A 17,648-nucleotide genomic window follows, 5' to 3' on the forward strand; every position below is an offset into this window, starting at 1 on the left:
GCATACCAGATGTGTGTCCGAGGGGGGACTTGAACCCCCACGCCCGATAAAGGGCACTAGCACCTCAAGCTAGCGCGTCTGCCATTCCGCCACCCGGACTGGGTGTGTGCCTTGGGGGTTTTGCGTGGTCCCCGTGGCGACAGAGAGAACATTAGCAGGCTTTTGGAGTGGGTCTCACCTGCGGGTTCCCCGGGTGGGGTGGGGGTGGGGTGGCTGGGCGAGGCGGGGGGTGAACGGTTCTGCGGGCGGGTGAGGTGGCTGGGTGGACATGGGGCGGTCAGATGTGGGCGTAGGTGGGCGAAAACGGTCTGGCGGGGGCAAGTTTCTCGACCTTGCGTGGCCGGCTGGGCAGCTCTCCTAGCCTCGGGGGGCGAAAGGGGAGCCTTGAACGGAACGCCCCGTTCCCCGGCGACCCGAGTTCCTCAGAAGGGTGGCAGGACGTGGAGCGGACCAGCGTGACGGCGATCAGCCTCACCGAGGTCGAGCAGCCGGACGGCGAACGGGTCGGGGACGGCGAACGGGGCGGTGGCGCCGGACCGGACGGCGTGTGGCGGATGGCGGCTGCGGCGCACGAGTCGTCGGTGCCCCGGATCAGGCATGCGGTGCGCGATCTGCTGCGGGCCCGCGGGCTGGTCGGGGAGCGGTACGCGGATGTCACCGACGGAGTGCTGCTGATCGTTTCCGAGCTGGTGACCAATGTGGTCGCGCATGCCGCGCTGCTCACCCCGGAGGTGGTCTGCGAGCTGGCGATCGGGGACGGTCAGGTGCGGGTGGCGGTGGAGGACGGCCACCCGCACCGGCCCAAGGCGGTGAAGAGCGACGAGGAGCAGACCGGTGGGCGCGGGCTGATGCTGGTGAAGAGCATCAGCCTGGCAGCGGGCGGCTCCTGCGATGTGGAGCAGACCGGGAGCGGCGGCAAGGTCATCTGGGCCGCGCTGCCGCTCCCAGGCGTGGGGAAGGAAGGCTAGGGGAGCGTCCTCACCAGTCGTGGCCCGCGATCTCGCGGATCCCCGGCAGTGCCGCCTCGAAGACGGTGTTGAACCAGACCGAGAAGGGCTTCTCGGTCTGCAGCTGCTTCAGCTCCTCGGCGGTCACGAAGCGGGTCGAGTCGACCTCCTCCGGGGCCGGCCGCAGCTCGTCGGTCATCAGGCCCACGAACAGGTGGTTCCACTCCCGCTCGATCAGCCCGGAGGCCTCGTCGGGCAGGTCGTAGCGGACCGTGCCGGCGGCGCAGAGCAGTGCGGGGGCGGCGCCGAGCTCCTCGGCGACGCGGCGGGCCGCGGCGACGAACGGCGGCTCGTCGGGGTAGGGGTGGCCGCAGCAGGTGTTGGACCAGACGCCGGGGGAGTGGTACTTCCCCAGCGCCCGGCGCTGCAGCAGCAGACGGCCCTGCTTGTCGAAGAGGAAGACCGAGAAGGCCCGGTGCAGGCGCCCGGGCTGCTGGTGCGCCCAGAGCTTCTCCGCGGTGCCGATGGTGACGCCCTGGTCGTCCACCAGTTCCAACAGGATCTCGGGCGCTCCCGCGTCGGCTCCGCCAGCGGAGGTCGCAGAGGCTGCGGAGGTCGCGGAGTCCGCGGCGGCGGCCAGGCTGGTCGGTCGGCTCTCGGGCATTGGACCTCTTTCGGCACGGGGACCGGCGCCGCTACCCGGATGCGTCAGACGCACCACCCGGGCAAGCCCCCCCGGTCCTATGAACGGGAACAGTTAAGGCAATGAGCAACTAATAAGCGAGCGGCTGCTCAAGCGAGCGGGCGCCCCCGCCCCGGAACGGACCGGGTACGGAGGGCTTCGGATGCCCAAGTCTGCCGCATGCCCGGCGCGCGCGGACGGATTCGACGCACAAGCCCGGTACCTGGGCGCTTCCATGGGGCGCACGCCCACATGTGCGCCCCATGGGTCGAAAATTCGTCCACAGATCGTGCACCAGTCGGTCACTCGGCGTGCGGCTTGCCCGACCAGCGTTCGGGCTGGTCGAGGGAGTCGCCTACCATCACTGATGGCATCGCCCCGGCCTGTGGCGGCGGCTCGCCGCCTCTGGCGGCCGCATTGGCCCCTCGGCCGGGGTGATCCGGATCGGGTTCGCGTCCGGTCCGATGGTCCGACCCCGGTCCGTCAGACCACCTCCGGTCTGTCAGACCACCTACGGTCTGACCGGCCACCTCGCTCTGGCAAACCGCCCCGGTCTGCCAGGCCGCCCCTGGCCTGGCAAACCGCCCCCGGTCTGGCACACCACCAAAGCACCCCCCCGGCCCGACGAACCACAGGAGACCCCGCATGATCGGCCTCGTCCTGGCAGCCGGAGCCGGCCGCCGGCTGCGCCCGTACACCGACACGCTCCCCAAGGCGCTGGTACCGGTGGACGGCGAGAAGACCGTGCTGGACCTCACCCTGGGGAACTTCGCCGAGGTGGGCCTGCGGGAGGCGGTGATCGTGGTCGGCTACCGCAAGGAGGCGGTGGCGGAGCGCCAGGAGGCCCTGGAGCAGAAGTACGGCGTCAAGCTCACCCTCTGCGAGAACGACCGCGCCGAGGAGTGGAACAACGCCTACTCGCTCTGGTGCGCCCGCGAGTACTTCCACGAGGGCCTGCTACTGGCCAACGGCGACACCGTGCACCCCGCCTCGGTGCAGCGCACCCTGCTGGACGGCAACGACCGCATGATCACCGAGGGGCGGGCGCCGGGCATCCTGCTGGCCCTGGACACCGTGAAGAAGCTGGCCGACGAGGAGATGAAGGTCGTCGTCGATCCGGTAAAGGGTGTGCAAAGGATCACCAAGCTGATGGACCCGGCCGAGGCGACCGGCGAGTACATCGGCCTCACCGTGATCAACCCCACGGCCGCCGCCGACCTCACCGACGCGCTGCGCACCACCTACGAGCGCGACCCGCAGCTCTACTACGAGGACGGCTACCAGGAGATGGCCGACCGCGGGCTGCGGATCGACGTGCAGCCGATCGGCGAGGTCGCCTGGGTCGAGGTGGACAACCACGAGGACCTCGCCAAGGCCCGGGAGATCGCATGCCGGTACTGACCAGGCTGGTCCCCTCCCCGCTCTTCGTGGAGATCCGGCACGGCGCCCTCGACGCGCTGGCCGGCATCCTCGCCGACCAGCGGCTCTCCAGCGCCGGCCGGATCGCGGTGGCGATCAGCAACGGCACCGGGGTGCGGCTGCGCGAGCGGCTGGAGCCGCAGCTGCCGGCGGCCGACTGGTACGAGGTGGACGACGGCACCCTGGACGCCGCGGTGCGCCTGGCCGAGGCGATGCGCGGCGGCCACTACGACGTCCTGGTGGGCCTGGGCGGCGGTAAGATCATCGACGCCGCCAAGTACGCCGCCGCCCGGGTCGGACTGCCCGTGGTGTCGGTCGCCACCAACCTGGCGCACGACGGCATCTGCTCTCCGGTGTCGATCCTGGACAACGACGCGGGGCGCGGCTCCTACGGTGTGCCCTCGCCGATCGGCATCGTGGTCGACCTGGACGTGATCCAGCAGGCCCCGGAGCGGTACGTGGCGTCCGGCATCGGTGATGTGGTCTCCAACATCTCCGCCTGCGCCGACTGGGAGCTGTCGCACCGGGTCACCGGTGAGGCGGTGGACGGGCTGGCCGTCGCGATGGCCCGCTCGGCCGGGGAGAACATCCTCCGGCACCCGGGCGGGCTCCCGGAGACGGACCTGCTGACAGCGCTTTCGGAAGCACTGGTACTGTCCGGCATCGCAATGAACATCACAGGCAGCAGCCGGCCCTCGTCGGGTGCCTGCCATGAGATCTCCCATGCCCTGGACGTGCTCTATCCCAAGCGTTCCGCCCAGCACGGCGAGCAGGTCGGCCTCGGGGCCGCCTTCGCCAGCCACCTGCGGGGCGACCGCGAGCTGACCGGGCTGATCGTCGCGTGCCTGCGGACCCACGGGCTGCCGGTGACCGCCGATCAGATCGGTTTCACCGAGGCGGAGTTCACCGAGGCGGTGCACTACGCTCCGAATACCCGTCCGGGTCGCTTCACCATCCTCGAGCACCTTGACCTCTCCCCAACAGCCATCAGGGACGCGTACGCCGACTATGTCCAAGCCGTCAACTGCTGAGTCCCGCTCAGCCACCCGCCCCCCGGTCGACCTCACGGTGCGGCCCTCGATCGAGGAGCTGCGCGCCGTCATCCATCCCGAGGGGATGTTGCAGCGCCGCAGCGCCGAGCACTGGGCGGGGCGGCTGTACATGCGGAAGATCTCGCTGCGGATCACCCGGGTGCTGTCGACGGTCACCGCGATCACACCCAACGGCCTGACCTACCTGATGATGTTCACCGGCATCCTGGCCGGCATCGGGCTGGTCATCCCGGGCATCGCCGGCGCGATCGTCGGTGCCGTGCTGATCCAGGTCTACCTGCTGCTCGACTGCGTGGACGGCGAGGTGGCCCGCTGGCGCCGGCAGACCTCGCTGACCGGGGTCTACCTCGACCGGGTCGGCCACTACATGTCGGAGGCCGCGCTGCTCACCGGCCTGGGTCTGCGGGCCGCCGACCTGTTCCACCGCAACGGCCTCCACAGCCACTGGGCGTGGGCCTTCCTGGGCACCCTGGCGGCGCTCGGCGCGATCCTGATCAAGTCGGAGACCGACCTGGTGGACGTGGCCCGGGCCCGCAGCGGCATGACCGCGGTGGAGGACAGCGCCTCGGTGCCGCGCTCGTCCTCGGTGGCCAAGGCCCGCCGCGTGGCGTCCCTCCTCAAGTTCCACCGGCTGGTCGGCGCGGTCGAGGCCTCGCTCTTCATCCTGGCGGCTGGGATCGCCGACCAGGTGCACGGCGGGCTGTTCTTCACCCGTCTGGCGGTTGTGGTGCTGGCGGCCATCGCCATGCTGCAGACCGTGCTGCACCTGCTGAGCATCGTCCTCTCCAGCAGGCTGCGATGAGCGCCGCCACCACCGCGTCGAACAGCGGAGAGGACGCGACCGCGGCGGACGAGTTCAAGCTCGGCGCGGTGATCATCACGATGGGCAACCGCCCGGCCGAGCTGGCCGCGCTGATCGACTCGGTGCTGGCCCAGGAGGGCCCGGCGGTCGAGCTCGCGGTGGTCTCCCAGGGTGTCCCGATGCCGCCGGTGCCGGCGGGCGTGCGCACCGTCGAGCTGCCGGAGAACCTCGGCATCCCGGGCGGGCGCAACGTCGGCATCGAGCTGTTCGGCCCGAACGGGCGGGACGTCGACGCGGTCCTCTTCCTGGACGACGACGGCAGCCTGCCCCGCACCGACTCGGCCCGGCTGCTGCGCGAGGCCTTCACCGCCGACCCGGAGCTCGGCATCGTGAGCTTCCGGATCGCCGACCCGCAGACCGGTCACACCCAGCGCCGCCACGTGCCGCGGCTGCGGGCCAGCGACCCGTTGAAGTCGTCGCGGGTCACCACCTTCCTCGGCGGCGCCAGCGCGGTCCGCTCGACGGTGTTCGAGCAGGCCGGGCAGCTGCCCGCCGAGTTCTTCTACGCCCACGAGGAGACCGACCTCGCGTGGCGGGCGCTGGACGCCGGCTGGTCGATCGACTACCGCGCGGACATCGTGCTGCACCACCCCACCACCTCGCCGGCCCGGCATGCCGCCTACTTCCACAATGTGGCGCGCAACCGGGTCTGGCTGGCCCGGCGGAACCTTCCGGCCCCGTTGGTGCCTCTCTACCTGTGCACCTGGATTCTGCTCACTCTGGTCCGCCGGCCCTCGGGGGAGGCATGGAAGGCATGGCGGGAAGGGTTCCGGGAGGGCTGGCGCACACCTGCGGCTGAGCGGCGGCCCATGCGATGGCGTACTGTATGGCGATTGACCAGGCTGGGCAGACCGCCGGTCATCTGATCGCCCGTTCGGCGGATCATCACACCGCCGCTCGGGCAATACCCGTGATCCGCTGGGACTCCGGTTCCAAGCCCATTCCGGACCCGGCGACTGCCCCCGGCCAGCAGCCGGACTTCCGATTCGTGAAGGACGAATGTGTCGACAGTGAGTGAACCAGTCAACCTCTCCCTCCCCGGAGGTGTTGATACCGGGCTGACCCCCAAGCAGCTCGCCGATAAGTACGGCCTGGCGGTCAGTGGGGCCCGGCCCGGACTGTTCGCCTACACAAAGCAGCTGTGGGGGCGGCGACACTTCATCATGGCGTTCGCCACGGCCCGCCTGGTGGCGCAGTACACCACCGCCAAGATGGGCCAGGTCTGGCAGGTCGTCACTCCGCTGCTCAACTGCGCGGTGTTCTACCTGGTCTTCGGCGTCATCCTGAAGAACCGCGGTGACATGCCCTACTACATCCCCTGGATGTGTATCGGCGTGTTCATCTTCCAGTTCACCCAGAGCGCCATCCAGTCCGGCACCGGGGCGATCTCGTACAACCTGGGCCTGATCCGGGCGCTGCACTTCCCGCGCGCCTGCATGCCGATCGCCTTCACCGTGATCCAGCTGCAGCAGCTGCTGATCTCGATGGTGGTGCTGGTCGGCATCGTGCTCGGCTTCGGCTACCCGCTCTCGGTCGACTGGATCTACATGGTTCCGGCGCTGGTCCTGCAGTCGATGTTCAACACCGGCCTGGCCCTGATCATGGCCCGGATCGGCGCCAAGACCAGCGACATCTCGCAGCTGATGCCGTTCATCCTGCGCACCTGGATGTACACCTCCGGCGTGATGTACAGCATCGCGGACCACGTCGACAAGTGGTCGCCGTTCTGGCGCTTCGTGATGCAGGCGAACCCGGCGTCGGTCTTCATGGAGCTGGTGCGGCACGCGATGATGCCGACCATCTACAGCCCGCACAGGTACCCCGGCCACAACCAGGTGCTGCCCCACCACATCTGGGCCATGGCCGGTGTCTGGGCCGTTGTGTTCTTCGTCATCGGATATGTCTTCTTCTGGAAGGCGGAGGAGGAGTACGGCCGTGGCTGACACCACCCTGACCACCGACCGCGAGGAGCGCGACGCCAAGGCGATCGCGGCCGCCAAGGAGACCCGCGTCCCGACCGTCGTCGTGGACGACGTGCACATCGTCTACAAGGTGCACGGCGCCTCGGCCGGCAAGGGCAGCGCCACCTCCGCGCTCTCCCGCCTGATCAGCCGCAAGCGCTCGCCCGCCATCACCGAGGTGCACGCCGTCCGCGGTGTCACCTTCACCGCCTACAAGGGTGAGGCGATCGGTCTGATCGGCTCCAACGGCTCCGGCAAGTCGACCATGCTGTCGGCGATCGCCGGCCTGCTGCCGACCGCCAAGGGCGCGATCTACACCCACGGCCAGCCGTCGCTGCTGGGCGTGAACGCGGCGCTGATGGACGACCTGACCGGTGAGCGCAACGTGGTGCTCGGCTGCCTGGCGATGGGCATGAGCCCGGCGCAGGTGAAGGAGCGCTACCAGGACATCGTGGACTTCTCGGGCATCAACGAGAAGGGCCAGTTCATCAACCTGCCGATGCGCACCTACTCGTCGGGCATGGCGGCCCGCCTGCGGTTCTCGATCGCGGCGGCCAAGACCCACGACGTGCTGCTGATCGACGAGGCGCTGTCCACCGGTGACCAGGCGTTCCAGCGGCGCAGTGAGGCCCGGATCCGCGAGCTGCGCAAGGAGGCCGGTACGGTCTTCCTGGTCAGCCACAACAACAATGCGATCCGGGACACCTGCGAGCGGACCATCTGGATCGAGACCGGCGAGCTGATCATGGACGGCCCCACCGACGAGGTGGTCGGCATGTACGAGCGCGGCGAGCGCCCGTAGTACGCACACGGCGGAGTACCTCGCAGCGGGCCGCACAGGCCCCATGACACCGCGCGGAGCCGGTGTTCGGACGTCCCCAGGGCGGCCCGGGCACCGGCTCCGCGCGTGTGCGGCCGGGTGTGCTCCGGGTGTGTGAGCCGCGCGAGTGAGCACGATCGGCGCGCCGGGGGGCGGTCTTTTCGACAGGTGGCCGAAAGTGAAAGGGTGGGGCCCCAGGAGCGGTGTGGTTCCGCCCCCGGGGGAATATCCGAGTCGATTCCATGGTCAAGACCGGTGTAGAACGGGGGAGTGACGGAAGTGACGGTTTCGGCTCAGGCCTCGGCGCGGGCGCAGGACGCCGCGGTGGGGGGCACGCTCGACAAGGCGGCGCGGGAGAACTTCCCGGTGGCTCCCGGCTTCCTGCCCGCGGCCTGGCGGCACGATCTGATGGCGGTGTACGGCTTCGCGCGACTGGTGGACGACGCCGGCGACGGCGATCTGGCCGACCCCGCCCAGACGGCCCGGCTGCTGGGCGCAGCCACCCCTTCGGAGCAGTCGGACGATACGACTTTCAGACTCGGCCTGCTGGACGCCATCGAACGTGATCTTGACCGCGCGTTCGAGGCCGCCCTGCCCGGCGCCGCCGGCGAGCCGGTGCGCCACCCCCTGATGCAGGCCCTGGTCCCGATGATCCGCAACCACGACGTGACCCCGGAGCCGTTCCGCAAGCTGATCGAGGCCAACCGGGTGGACCAGACCACCACCCGCTATCCGACCTTCGACAGTCTGATCGGCTACTGCACGTTGTCGGCCGATCCGGTAGGGCGCCTGGTGCTCGCTCTGGCGGGCGTCGCGACCCCCGAGCGGATCGCTCTGTCGGACCGGATCTGCAGCGCACTCCAGGTGATTGAGCATCTACAGGACGTTGCCGAGGACTACGCCCGAGGGCGGATCTACCTGCCCACGGAGGATCTGGAGCGGTTCGGGGTGGCCGAGGCCGACCTCGGGCGTTCCACTGCGAGTGGCAGTATTCGGGAGCTGGTCGCGTTCGAGGCCGCCCGGGCTCGGACCCTGCTCGACCAGGGGGCACCGCTGGTGGGTACCGTTCGTGGCAGGCTCCGGCTGCTGCTGGCGGGTTTCACCGCCGGCGGGTACGCCGCGCTGGCGGCCATCGAGGCCGCCGGGCACGACGTCCTGGCACAGCAGCCCGAGCCCGACAAGCGCCGCCTCGCGATGAAGGCGGCGGCCATCTTCGCGAAGGGAAGGTGAACGCCCGAGTGGCGGCATCACCACTGGCGTCGGCACCGGTCATGGCGGCGTACCGCTACTGCGAGGCGGTCACCGCCCTGCAGGCCCGCAACTTCAGCTACGGGATCCGGTTGCTCCCGGAGCCCAAGCGGCTTGCCATGTCCGCGCTCTACGCGCTCGCCCGCCGGGTCGACGACATCGGCGACGGCGAGCTGGCGGCCGACCGCAAGAAGGAGCAGCTGCTGGCCACCCGGGCACTGCTGGACGAGATCCGGGCCGGCAGCGTCACCGAGGAGGACACCGACCCGATCAAGGTGGCGCTGGCCGACGCGGCACGGCGCTTCCCGATCCCGCTGGACGCCTTCGACGAGCTGATCGACGGCGTCGAGATGGACCTGCGCGGCGAGGAGTACCAGACCTTCGAGGACCTCAAGGTCTACTGCCGCTGCGTGGCCGGTTCGATCGGCCGGCTGTCGCTGGGCGTCTACGGCTGCGAGGACCCCAAGCGCGGCGCCGAGTACGCGGACACCCTGGGCCTGGCCCTGCAGCTCACCAACATCCTGCGCGACCTGCGGGAGGACGCCGGCAACGGCCGCACCTACCTGCCTGCCGAGGACCTGGCCAGGTTCGGCTGCGAGCAGGGCTTCGCCCAGTCCACCCCGCCGGCCGGCGCCGACTTCACCGGCCTGATCGCGTTCGAGGCGGCGCGGGCCCAGGGGTACTTCGAGGAGGGCCTGCGGCTGCTGCCGATGCTGGACCGCCGCAGCCGGGCCTGTACCGCCGCGATGGCGGGGATCTATCACCGGCTGCTAGGACGGATCGCGGCCGAACCGGAGTCGGTCCTGCGCGGCCGGGTCTCACTGCCGGGCTGGGAGAAGGCCTATGTAGCACTCTCCGGGCTGGCCGGAGGCCGTTCGTGACTTTCCACGCCAATCGGCAGCCAAGCCGGTGGGATAAGTGGGAAGATCACGAACGAACCAAGTAGCAGCTAGGAGGCGAGATGACCGGGGAAACCGGGAACGGCGGCACGGCCGTGGTGGTCGGCGGCGGCCTGGCCGGGATCACCGCCGCGCTGCGACTGGCCGAGGCGGACGTCAAGGTCACCCTGCTGGAGGCGCGACCGCGGCTCGGTGGGCTGGCCTTCTCGTTCCGCCGCGGCGAGCTGACCGTGGACAACGGCCAGCACGTGTTCCTGCGCTGCTGCACGGCCTACCGCGGCCTGATCGCGCGGCTCGGCGCGATGGGCCAGATGGAGATCCAGCCGCGGCTGGAGGTCCCGGTGCTGTCGGTGCGGGAGTCCGGCTACCGGCTCGGCCGGCTCAGCCGCACACAGCTGCCGGTGCCGCTGCACCTGGCCGCCAGCCTGGCCGGCTATCCGCACCTGGCCCCCGCCGACCGCCTGCGGGTGGTGCGCGGGGCGCTGGCGCTGCAGCGCCTCGACCTGGCCGACCCGGCGCTGGACGCCGTCTCGTTCGGCGCCTGGCTGCGCGCCCACGGGCAGAACGACCGGACCATCGCCGCGCTGTGGGACCTGGTCGGGGTGGCCACCCTGAACGCCAGGGCCGACGAGGTCTCACTGGCCATGGCCGCGATGGTCTTCAAGACCGGTCTGCTCTCCGAGAACGGCGCCAGTGACATCGGCATCGCCAAGGTGCCGCTGGGCGCCGTGCACCATGACGTGGCCGGGCGTGAGCTGGCCGCCGCCGAGGTGGCGGTCCGGCTGCGGACCAAGGCGGTGGAGCTCAAGTCGGACGCCGAGGGCCGGCACACCGTGCGGCTGGAGAACGGCGAGCTGCTGAGCGCCGACACCGTGGTGCTGGCCGGCGCCCAGGACACCGCGTCGGCGCTGCTGCCGGCGGACGCCATCGCCGGACAGCACCGGCTCGGCGAGCTCGGCTACGCGCCGATCCTCAACGTCCACGTGGTCTACGACCGCCCGGTGCTGCGCCGCCCGTTCTTCGCGGCGCTCGACTCGCCGGTGCAGTGGGTCTTCGACCGCACCGAGCACTCGGGCGTGGCGGCCGTCCACCCCGGTGCCCAGTACCTCGCGCTCTCCCAGTCGGCCGTCCGGGACGAGATCGACCTCCCGGTCGCCGAGCTGCGGGCCCGCTACCTGCCCGAGCTGGCCCGGCTGCTGCCGCCGGCCAAGAGCGCCGAGGTGCTCGACTTCTTCGTCACCCGGGAGCGGACCGCCACCTTCGACGCGGCCCCCGGCACCGGGGCGCTGCGCCCCGGCCCGGCGACCCGGGTGCCCGGACTGCTGCTGGCCGGCTCGTGGACCGCCACCGGCTGGCCCGCGACGATGGAGGGCGCCGTGCGCAGCGGCCACGCCGCCGCCGACGCCGCGCTGGCCGCCGCGGGCCGCCGGGCCCCGGTGGACCGCGGTGACGGGCGGTGGCCGCGATGACCGCACCATCGATCGGGCCGAGCGCCGCCACCGTCCGCACGTCCACCAAGAACACCAGCACTACGGCCCATGGAGAGGGAACACTCGTGGAGGCACGTCCCAGCATGTTCGCGGGCGCGACGGCCCAGGCCGAGCCCGTCTCGGTACCGGAGCTGCTGGCCAGAGGCCGCACGCTCTGCACTCCGCCGCTGCGCTCGGCAGTGGCCCGGCTGGCGTCCCCGATGGACGCGGTCGCGGCCTACCACTTCGGCTGGACCGACCAGGCCGGCAACCCGGTGGCTGGGGACGGCGGCAAGGCGGTCCGCCCGGCGCTCGCGCTGCTCTCCGCGGAGGCGGCCGGAGCTCCCGCACCTGCCGGAGTACCCGGTGGCGTGGCCGTTGAGCTGGTGCACAACTTCTCGCTGCTGCATGATGATCTGATGGATGGTGACGAGACTCGTCGGCACCGGGCCACCGCCTGGACGGTCTTCGGACCGGCGCAGGCGATCCTGGTCGGCGATGCGCTGGCCACCCTCGGCACCGAGGTACTGCTGGACGCCGGGCGCAGCGGGGCGGCCACCGAGGCCGACGCCGCTCGCGCCGTGGCCCTGATCACGACCGCGACCCGCAAGCTCATCGACGGTCAGGCCCAGGACCTCTCCTTCGAGCACCGCGACGCGGTCACCGTCGCCGAGTGCCTGGAGATGGAGGGCAACAAGACCGGTGCCCTGCTCGCGGCCGCCTCGGCGATCGGCGCGGTGCTGGCCGGCGCGGACGACCGCACCTCGGACGCGCTGCAGCGCTACGGACACCACCTCGGGCTGGCCTTCCAGGCCGTCGACGACCTGCTCGGCATCTGGGGCGCCACCGAGGTCACCGGCAAGCCGCACTGGGGTGACCTGCGGCAGCGCAAGAAGTCGCTGCCGGTGGCCGCCGCACTGGCCGAGGGCGGCGCCGCCTCCCGCCGGCTGGCCGAGCTGCTCGCCGACCCGCACGGGCGGGGCGAGGAGTCCGAGGAGGTGCTGGCCGGCCGCGCCGCGCTGATCGAGCAGGCCGGCGGCCGGGCCTGGACCCAGGAGGAGGCACGTCGTCAGCACAGCACCGCGCTGGCCGCACTGGACGAGGTGCCGATGGCCGACGAAGTCCGTGAACGTTTCGTCGCCCTCGCCGAATTCGTCGTGGTACGAGAGAGGTGACAGCAAGTTGACAGCAACCGCGGACGGCCGGCTCGACCCTGAGTACGATTCCGAGCCGGTCGCGGTGGAGGAGCGGCCCCCCGGGTCGGCCGATCCGGCCGGATCCTGGCGGGAGCCGGAGAGCGCGGCGGCCGTAGGGGGGCGCGCCGCGGAACCGGGTGAGGAACCGTCACCCCTGGACCGCGCGACGATCGAGGACAGCCTGCGCCGGGCCACCGAGCACCTGCTGTCGCTGCAGGACGACGAGGGCTGGTGGAAGGGGGACCTGGAAACCAACGTCACCATGGACGCCGAGGACCTGTTACTACGGCAGTTCCTCGGAATCCGCACTGCGGAGCAGACCGCGGCCACCGCCGAGTGGATCCGCTCACAGCAACGCGAGGACGGCACCTGGGGGACCTTCCACGGTGGCCCACCGGAGCTGTCCACCAGCGTGGAGGCGTACGTCGCCCTCCGCCTGGCGGGGGACGACCCCGAAGCCCCGCACATGCGGGCCGCCGCCGAGTACGTGCGGGGCGCCGGCGGAATCGCCGCAACCCGGGTGTTCACCCGGATCTGGCTGGCCCTGTTCGGCTGGTGGCCCTGGGAGCGGCTGCCGGAGATGCCACCGGAGATCATGTTCCTGCCCAAGTGGCTCCCGCTCAACATCTACGCCTTCGGCTGCTGGGCCCGGCAGACCATCGTGCCGCTGACCGTGGTCTCCGCCCTGCGCCCGGTCCGCCCGGCCCCGTTCGCACTGACCGAGTTGCACACCGACCCGGACAACCCCTTCCCCCTGCGCCCGCTGGCCCCGCCGACCACCTGGGACGGCTTCTTCGAGCGCCTCGACATGGTGCTGCACGCCTACCACAAGCGCGCGGTCCGCCCGTTGCGCCGGCTGGCGCTCAACCAGGCCCGCCGCTGGATCGTGGAACGCCAGGAGGCGGACGGCTGCTGGGGCGGCATCCAGCCCCCGGCGGTCTACTCGCTGATCGCCCTGCACCTGCTGGGCTACGAACTCGACCACCCCGTCATGCAGGCGGGCCTCGCGGCCTTCGAGCGGTTCACCGTGCACACCGAGGACGGCGCCCGCTGGCTGGAGGCCTGCCAGTCCCCGGTCTGGGACACCTGCCTGGCCACCATCGCGCTGGTCGACGCCGGCCTGGCACCGGACCACCCGGCGCTGGTCAAGGCGACCGACTGGATGCTCGGCGAGGAGATCACCACCAGGGGCGACTGGTCCGTGCAGCGGCCCCAACTGCACCCGGGCGGTTGGGCGTTCGAGTTCCACAACGACACCTACCCGGACATCGACGACACCGCCGAGGTGGTGCTGGCGCTGCGCCGGGTGGCCCCCAGCCACCCGCGGCCGCAGCTGGTGGCGGCGGCCGCGGACCGCGGGGTGACCTGGAACCTCGGCATGCAGTCCAAGAACGGCGCCTGGGGCGCCTTCGACGTGGACAACACCAGCACCCTGCCGAACAAGCTGCCGTTCTGCGACTTCGGCGAGGTGGTCGACCCGCCGTCGGCCGACGTCACCGCCCATGTGGTGGAGATGCTGGCCGAGGTCGGCATGGCCGACGACCCGCGCACCCGGCGCGGCGTCGAGTGGCTGCTGGCCAATCAGGAGGCTGACGGCTCCTGGTTCGGCCGCTGGGGCACCAACTACATCTACGGCACCGGCTCGGTGCTGCCGGCCCTGGTCGCCGCCGGCCTGCCCGTCTCCGATCCGGCGATCCGGCGCGCGGTGCGCTGGCTGGAGGAGCGGCAGAACCAGGACGGCGGTTGGGGCGAGGACATGCGCTCCTACGAGGACCCGGAGAAGTGGTCCGGCCGCGGCGACTCCACGGCCTCGCAGACCGCCTGGGCGCTGATGGCGCTGCTGGCGGCCGGCGAGGGCCCGGACGGGCGCTACGCGCCGGGCGACGGCCGGGGCAGCGCCGCGGTCGAACGCGGGGTGCGCTGGCTCGCCGCCACCCAGCTGCCCGAAGGCAGCTGGGACGAACCGCAGTTCACCGGGACCGGGTTCCCGTGGGACTTCTCGATCAACTACCACCTGTACCGGCTGGTCTTCCCGGTCACCGCGCTCGGCCGCTACCTGCACGGCAACCCCGTGCTCGGACAAGCGGGGAGGGCCACGTGACAGCTCCAATGCTCGTGCTCTGCGCGCTGGCGCCCGAGGCATGGGCGCTGCGCGGCGGGGACTGGGCGAACGGGCTCGGCGGCCGCCCGGTGCTGGCGCGCATCGGGATGGGCCCCACGAAGGCGGCACGGACCGTCAGCAGCCTGCTGGCAGCGGGCTCCGAGGCGTACAGCGCGGTGGTCCTGACCGGATTCTGCGCGGCGGTGGCGCCGGGAACAAGACCGGGAGAGGTCTTTGTTGCCGACAAGGTGCAATCCGCATCGGGCCGTTCAACTGCTACCCGGCAGCCCGAGGCGCTCGCCCAGGCCCTGCGCTGCCTGGGCCTCGGTGTGCGGGTCGGTGCGCTGCACTCGGCGGACCACGTGGTGCGCGGCCCGGAGCGCCGCTCGCTGCACCAGGCCGGGGTGACCGCGGTGGACATGGAGTCGGCCGCGGTGCTCGAGCGGCTGCCGGCGGACCTGCCGGTGGCGGCCGTCCGGGTGGTGGTCGACACCCCCGAACGCGAACTGCTCCGGTTGGGAACGCTCCCGTCCGGGCTGCGCGCCTTCCAGACCCTGCGGGCCACCGTGCCCGCCCTGCTCGGCTGGCACCGCGCGGTCGCCGCCGAGCCGCACGTTCCGCATGCTTTCGATACTTCCCTGCCGACGCCGACGATCTCTCAGGAGGCGAGCTAGCCATGGCCATGCCGCTGCGCCAGACCTTGCGAGTCAGTTCCTATCTCTTGCACCAGAAGCTCATCAAGCGGGCCGAGAAGTTCCCGCTGATCGTCGAGCTGGAGCCGCTGTTCGCCTGCAACCTCGCCTGCGAGGGCTGCGGCAAGATCCAGCACCCGGCCGGGGTGCTCAAGCAGCGGATGCCGGTCGCCCAGGCGGTCGGCGCGGTGCTGGAGTCCGGCGCCCCGATGGTCTCCATCGCGGGTGGCGAGCCGCTGATGCACCCTCAGATCGACGAGATCGTCCGCCAGTTGGTGGCAAAGCGCAAGTATGTCTTCCTTTGCACAAACGGGCTCCTGTTGCGCAAGAAGTTGGACAAGTTCACTCCTTCGCCGTACTTCACCTTCACGGTGCACATCGACGGGCTGCGCGAGCGTCACGATGAGTCGGTGGCCAAGGAGGGGACCTTCGACGAAGCGGTGGCCGCCATCAAGGAGGCCAAGCGCCGTGGGTTCCGGGTCAGCACCAACAGCACCTTCTTCAACACCGACTCCCCGCAGAACGTCATCGACGTGCTCAACTTCCTCAATGACGACCTGAAGGTCGACGAGATGATGCTGTCGCCCGCCTACGCCTACGAGAAGGCCCCCGACCAGGAGCACTTCCTGGGCGTCGACCAGACCCGGGAGCTGTTCCGCAAGGCCTTCGCCGGCGGCAACCGCAGGCGCTGGCGGCTCAACCAGAGCCCGCTGTTCCTGGACTTCCTCGAGGGCAAGGTGGACTTCGAGTGCACCGCCTGGGGGATCCCGAACTACTCGCTCTTCGGCTGGCAGCGCCCCTGCTACCTGATGAGCGACGGCTACGTCCCGACGTACCGCGAGCTCATCGAGAAGACCGACTGGTCCAAGTACGGACGGGGCAAGGACCCGCGCTGCGAGAACTGCATGGCGCACTGCGGGTACGAGCCGACCGCGGTGCTGGCCACCATGGATTCGCTCAAGGAGTCCCTGCGGGCGGCTCGCGAAACCGTGATGGCCTCCCGCTGAGTCGGCGGCCCGGCGCGCACATGCAGGAGTGCGCGCCGGGCTTGACCATGGCATCAGGACTACCGCACAGCAAGGATGAGTCGAACCCATGACCGCGATCTCGCTCGGCATTCCGTCTCTGCCGCTGAAGCCGCTCGCCACTCGCCGGGTGTCCCGGCAGATCATGGTGGGCAATGTGCCGGTGGGTGGTGACGCGCCGGTGTCGGTGCAGTCGATGACCACCACGCTGACCGCCGACGTCAATGCGACGCTGCAGCAGATCGCGCAGCTGACCGCCTCGGGCTGTCAGATCGTGCGGGTGGCGGTGCCGTCCCAGGACGACGCGGACGCGCTGCCGATGATCGCGAAGAAGTCGCAGATCCCGGTGATCGCGGACATCCACTTCCAGCCGAAGTACGTGTTCGCGGCGATCGAGGCGGGGTGTGCGGCGGTCCGGGTGAATCCGGGCAACATCAAGGCGTTCGACGACAAGGTCGGTGAGATCGCGAAGGCGGCGTCCGAGGCGGGCACCCCGATCCGGATCGGCGTCAACGCGGGTTCGCTGGACAAGCGGCTGCTGGAGAAGTACGGCAAGGCGACTCCGGAGGCGCTGGTGGAGTCGGCGCTGTGGGAGTGCTCGCTGTTCGAGGAGCACGGCTTCCGGGACATCAAGATCTCGGTGAAGCACAACGATCCGGTGGTGATGATCAATGCGTACCGGCAGCTGGCGGCGGCGTGCGACTATCCGCTGCACCTGGGTGTGACGGAGGCCGGGCCGGCGTTCCAGGGCACGATCAAGTCGGCGGTGGCGTTCGGTGCGCTGCTGTCGGAGGGGATCGGGGACACGATCCGGGTCTCGCTGTCGGCTCCGCCGGTGGAGGAGGTCAAGGTCGGCATCCAGATCCTGGAGTCGTTGAACCTGCGTCAGCGCGGTCTGGAGATCGTCTCGTGTCCGTCCTGCGGGCGGGCGCAGGTGGACGTCTACAAGCTGGCGGAGGAGGTCACCGCGGGCCTGGAGGGCATGGAGGTGCCGCTCCGCGTCGCGGTGATGGGGTGTGTGGTGAACGGTCCGGGGGAGGCCCGGGAGGCGGACCTGGGTGTGGCGTCGGGCAACGGCAAGGGCCAGATCTTCGTCAAGGGCGAGGTCATCAAGACCGTGCCGGAGTCCAAGATCGTCGAAACCCTGATCGAAGAGGCCCTGCTGCTCGCCGAGCAGCACCAGGCCCAGGGCGGACCAGCAGGCGTGCCCGCGGTCATCACCGCAGGCTGATCCCAGCAACTCCGGTGGTCCGACCGGCCCCCGGCAACCTCGTA

16 protein-coding genes and 1 tRNA gene are annotated in these 17,648 nt (G+C 70.7%); 15 read left to right on the top strand and 2 right to left on the bottom strand.

Features of this window, described 5'->3' with window-relative positions:
* Nucleotides 1–14: 14 nt before the first annotated feature.
* Nucleotides 15–99 (bottom strand) — tRNA-Leu (locus E6W39_RS34695).
* Between the two features lie 455 nt (nt 100–554).
* On the opposite strand from E6W39_RS34695, the gene E6W39_RS34700 reads away from it, so the two are divergent.
* A complete protein-coding gene (locus E6W39_RS34700; protein ID WP_141638130.1) occupies nt 555–968 on the top strand; it encodes an ATP-binding protein in 414 nt (137 codons plus the stop codon).
* Between the two features lie 10 nt (nt 969–978).
* On the opposite strand, the gene idi is transcribed toward E6W39_RS34700, so the two are convergent.
* Nucleotides 979–1,611 carry an isopentenyl-diphosphate Delta-isomerase gene (gene idi / locus E6W39_RS34705; RefSeq protein WP_141636849.1) on the bottom strand — a complete coding sequence of 211 codons (633 nt, stop codon included), beginning with the start codon at nt 1,609–1,611 and terminating at the stop codon, nt 979–981.
* A 663-nt stretch (nt 1,612–2,274) separates the two neighbouring features.
* Between idi and E6W39_RS34710 the strand changes: the two genes are divergently transcribed.
* From E6W39_RS34710 to ispG, 14 genes are all read left to right on the top strand, one after another.
* The gene (locus E6W39_RS34710; RefSeq protein ID WP_101379216.1) at nt 2,275–3,030 is read left to right on the top strand and encodes a phosphocholine cytidylyltransferase family protein; all 756 of its coding nucleotides are present in this window, start codon (nt 2,275–2,277) and stop codon (nt 3,028–3,030) included.
* On the top strand, nt 3,018–4,079 hold the full coding sequence (locus E6W39_RS34715) for an iron-containing alcohol dehydrogenase family protein (protein ID WP_141636850.1): 1,062 nt from the start codon (nt 3,018–3,020) through the stop codon (nt 4,077–4,079). Before E6W39_RS34710 ends, E6W39_RS34715 begins: the two co-directional genes overlap by 13 nt.
* 85 nt (nt 4,080–4,164) lie before the next feature.
* Entirely contained in the window at nt 4,165–4,902 is a 738-nt protein-coding gene (locus E6W39_RS34720) for a CDP-alcohol phosphatidyltransferase family protein (protein WP_181799734.1), read from the top strand.
* A complete protein-coding gene (locus E6W39_RS34725; RefSeq protein ID WP_141636852.1) occupies nt 4,899–5,828 on the top strand; it encodes a glycosyltransferase family 2 protein in 930 nt (309 codons plus the stop codon). Before E6W39_RS34720 ends, E6W39_RS34725 begins: the two co-directional genes overlap by 4 nt.
* Nucleotides 5,829–5,963: 135 nt before the next feature.
* The gene (locus E6W39_RS34730) at nt 5,964–6,905 is read left to right on the top strand and encodes an ABC transporter permease (protein ID WP_141636853.1); all 942 of its coding nucleotides are present in this window, start codon (nt 5,964–5,966) and stop codon (nt 6,903–6,905) included.
* Nucleotides 6,898–7,725 (top strand): ABC transporter ATP-binding protein, encoded by an 828-nt coding sequence (locus tag E6W39_RS34735; RefSeq protein ID WP_407658542.1) that lies wholly within the window; start codon nt 6,898–6,900, stop codon nt 7,723–7,725. Before E6W39_RS34730 ends, E6W39_RS34735 begins: the two co-directional genes overlap by 8 nt.
* 297 nt (nt 7,726–8,022) lie before the next feature.
* Complete coding sequence (hpnC, locus tag E6W39_RS34740) at nt 8,023–8,973, top strand: squalene synthase HpnC (RefSeq protein ID WP_228718519.1); 951 nt, start codon at nt 8,023–8,025, stop codon at nt 8,971–8,973.
* A gap of 41 nt (nt 8,974–9,014) precedes the next feature.
* A complete protein-coding gene (hpnD, locus tag E6W39_RS34745) occupies nt 9,015–9,872 on the top strand; it encodes a presqualene diphosphate synthase HpnD (RefSeq protein WP_101384863.1) in 858 nt (285 codons plus the stop codon).
* 80 nt (nt 9,873–9,952) lie between these two features.
* The gene (gene hpnE, locus E6W39_RS34750; RefSeq protein WP_141636854.1) at nt 9,953–11,359 is read left to right on the top strand and encodes a hydroxysqualene dehydroxylase HpnE; all 1,407 of its coding nucleotides are present in this window, start codon (nt 9,953–9,955) and stop codon (nt 11,357–11,359) included.
* Nucleotides 11,360–11,463: 104 nt separating this feature from the next.
* Nucleotides 11,464–12,534: a polyprenyl synthetase family protein gene (locus E6W39_RS34755; protein WP_141638132.1), complete on the top strand. Its 1,071-nt coding sequence runs from the start codon at nt 11,464–11,466 to the stop codon at nt 12,532–12,534.
* A 7-nt stretch (nt 12,535–12,541) separates the two neighbouring features.
* Nucleotides 12,542–14,656, top strand: a complete 2,115-nt coding sequence (gene shc, locus E6W39_RS34760; RefSeq protein WP_267286719.1) for a squalene--hopene cyclase — start codon at nt 12,542–12,544, stop codon at nt 14,654–14,656.
* Complete coding sequence (locus E6W39_RS34765; RefSeq protein ID WP_228718521.1) at nt 14,653–15,330, top strand: phosphorylase family protein; 678 nt, start codon at nt 14,653–14,655, stop codon at nt 15,328–15,330. Before shc ends, E6W39_RS34765 begins: the two co-directional genes overlap by 4 nt.
* 2 nt (nt 15,331–15,332) lie before the next feature.
* Complete coding sequence (hpnH, locus tag E6W39_RS34770; RefSeq protein ID WP_101379208.1) at nt 15,333–16,355, top strand: adenosyl-hopene transferase HpnH; 1,023 nt, start codon at nt 15,333–15,335, stop codon at nt 16,353–16,355.
* Nucleotides 16,356–16,443: 88 nt separating this feature from the next.
* The gene (gene ispG / locus E6W39_RS34775) at nt 16,444–17,604 is read left to right on the top strand and encodes a flavodoxin-dependent (E)-4-hydroxy-3-methylbut-2-enyl-diphosphate synthase (RefSeq protein WP_141636855.1); all 1,161 of its coding nucleotides are present in this window, start codon (nt 16,444–16,446) and stop codon (nt 17,602–17,604) included.
* The last annotated feature ends 44 nt before the right edge of the window (nt 17,605–17,648 follow it).

The organism is Kitasatospora acidiphila, assembly GCF_006636205.1.
Lineage (GTDB): Bacteria > Actinomycetota > Actinomycetes > Streptomycetales > Streptomycetaceae > Kitasatospora > Kitasatospora acidiphila.

Coding starts and splice junctions, on each gene's coding strand:
- E6W39_RS34700 (WP_141638130.1), top strand. CDS start 555: ATGGCGGCTGCGGCGCACGAGTCGTCGGTGCCCCGGATCAGGCATGCG.
- idi (WP_141636849.1), bottom strand. CDS start 1,611: ATGCCCGAGAGCCGACCGACCAGCCTGGCCGCCGCCGCGGACTCCGCG.
- E6W39_RS34710 (WP_101379216.1), top strand. CDS start 2,275: ATGATCGGCCTCGTCCTGGCAGCCGGAGCCGGCCGCCGGCTGCGCCCG.
- E6W39_RS34715 (WP_141636850.1), top strand. CDS start 3,018: ATGCCGGTACTGACCAGGCTGGTCCCCTCCCCGCTCTTCGTGGAGATC.
- E6W39_RS34720 (WP_181799734.1), top strand. CDS start 4,165: ATGTTGCAGCGCCGCAGCGCCGAGCACTGGGCGGGGCGGCTGTACATG.
- E6W39_RS34725 (WP_141636852.1), top strand. CDS start 4,899: ATGAGCGCCGCCACCACCGCGTCGAACAGCGGAGAGGACGCGACCGCG.
- hpnD (WP_101384863.1), top strand. CDS start 9,015: ATGGCGGCGTACCGCTACTGCGAGGCGGTCACCGCCCTGCAGGCCCGC.
- hpnE (WP_141636854.1), top strand. CDS start 9,953: ATGACCGGGGAAACCGGGAACGGCGGCACGGCCGTGGTGGTCGGCGGC.
- E6W39_RS34755 (WP_141638132.1), top strand. CDS start 11,464: ATGTTCGCGGGCGCGACGGCCCAGGCCGAGCCCGTCTCGGTACCGGAG.
- hpnH (WP_101379208.1), top strand. CDS start 15,333: ATGGCCATGCCGCTGCGCCAGACCTTGCGAGTCAGTTCCTATCTCTTG.
- ispG (WP_141636855.1), top strand. CDS start 16,444: ATGACCGCGATCTCGCTCGGCATTCCGTCTCTGCCGCTGAAGCCGCTC.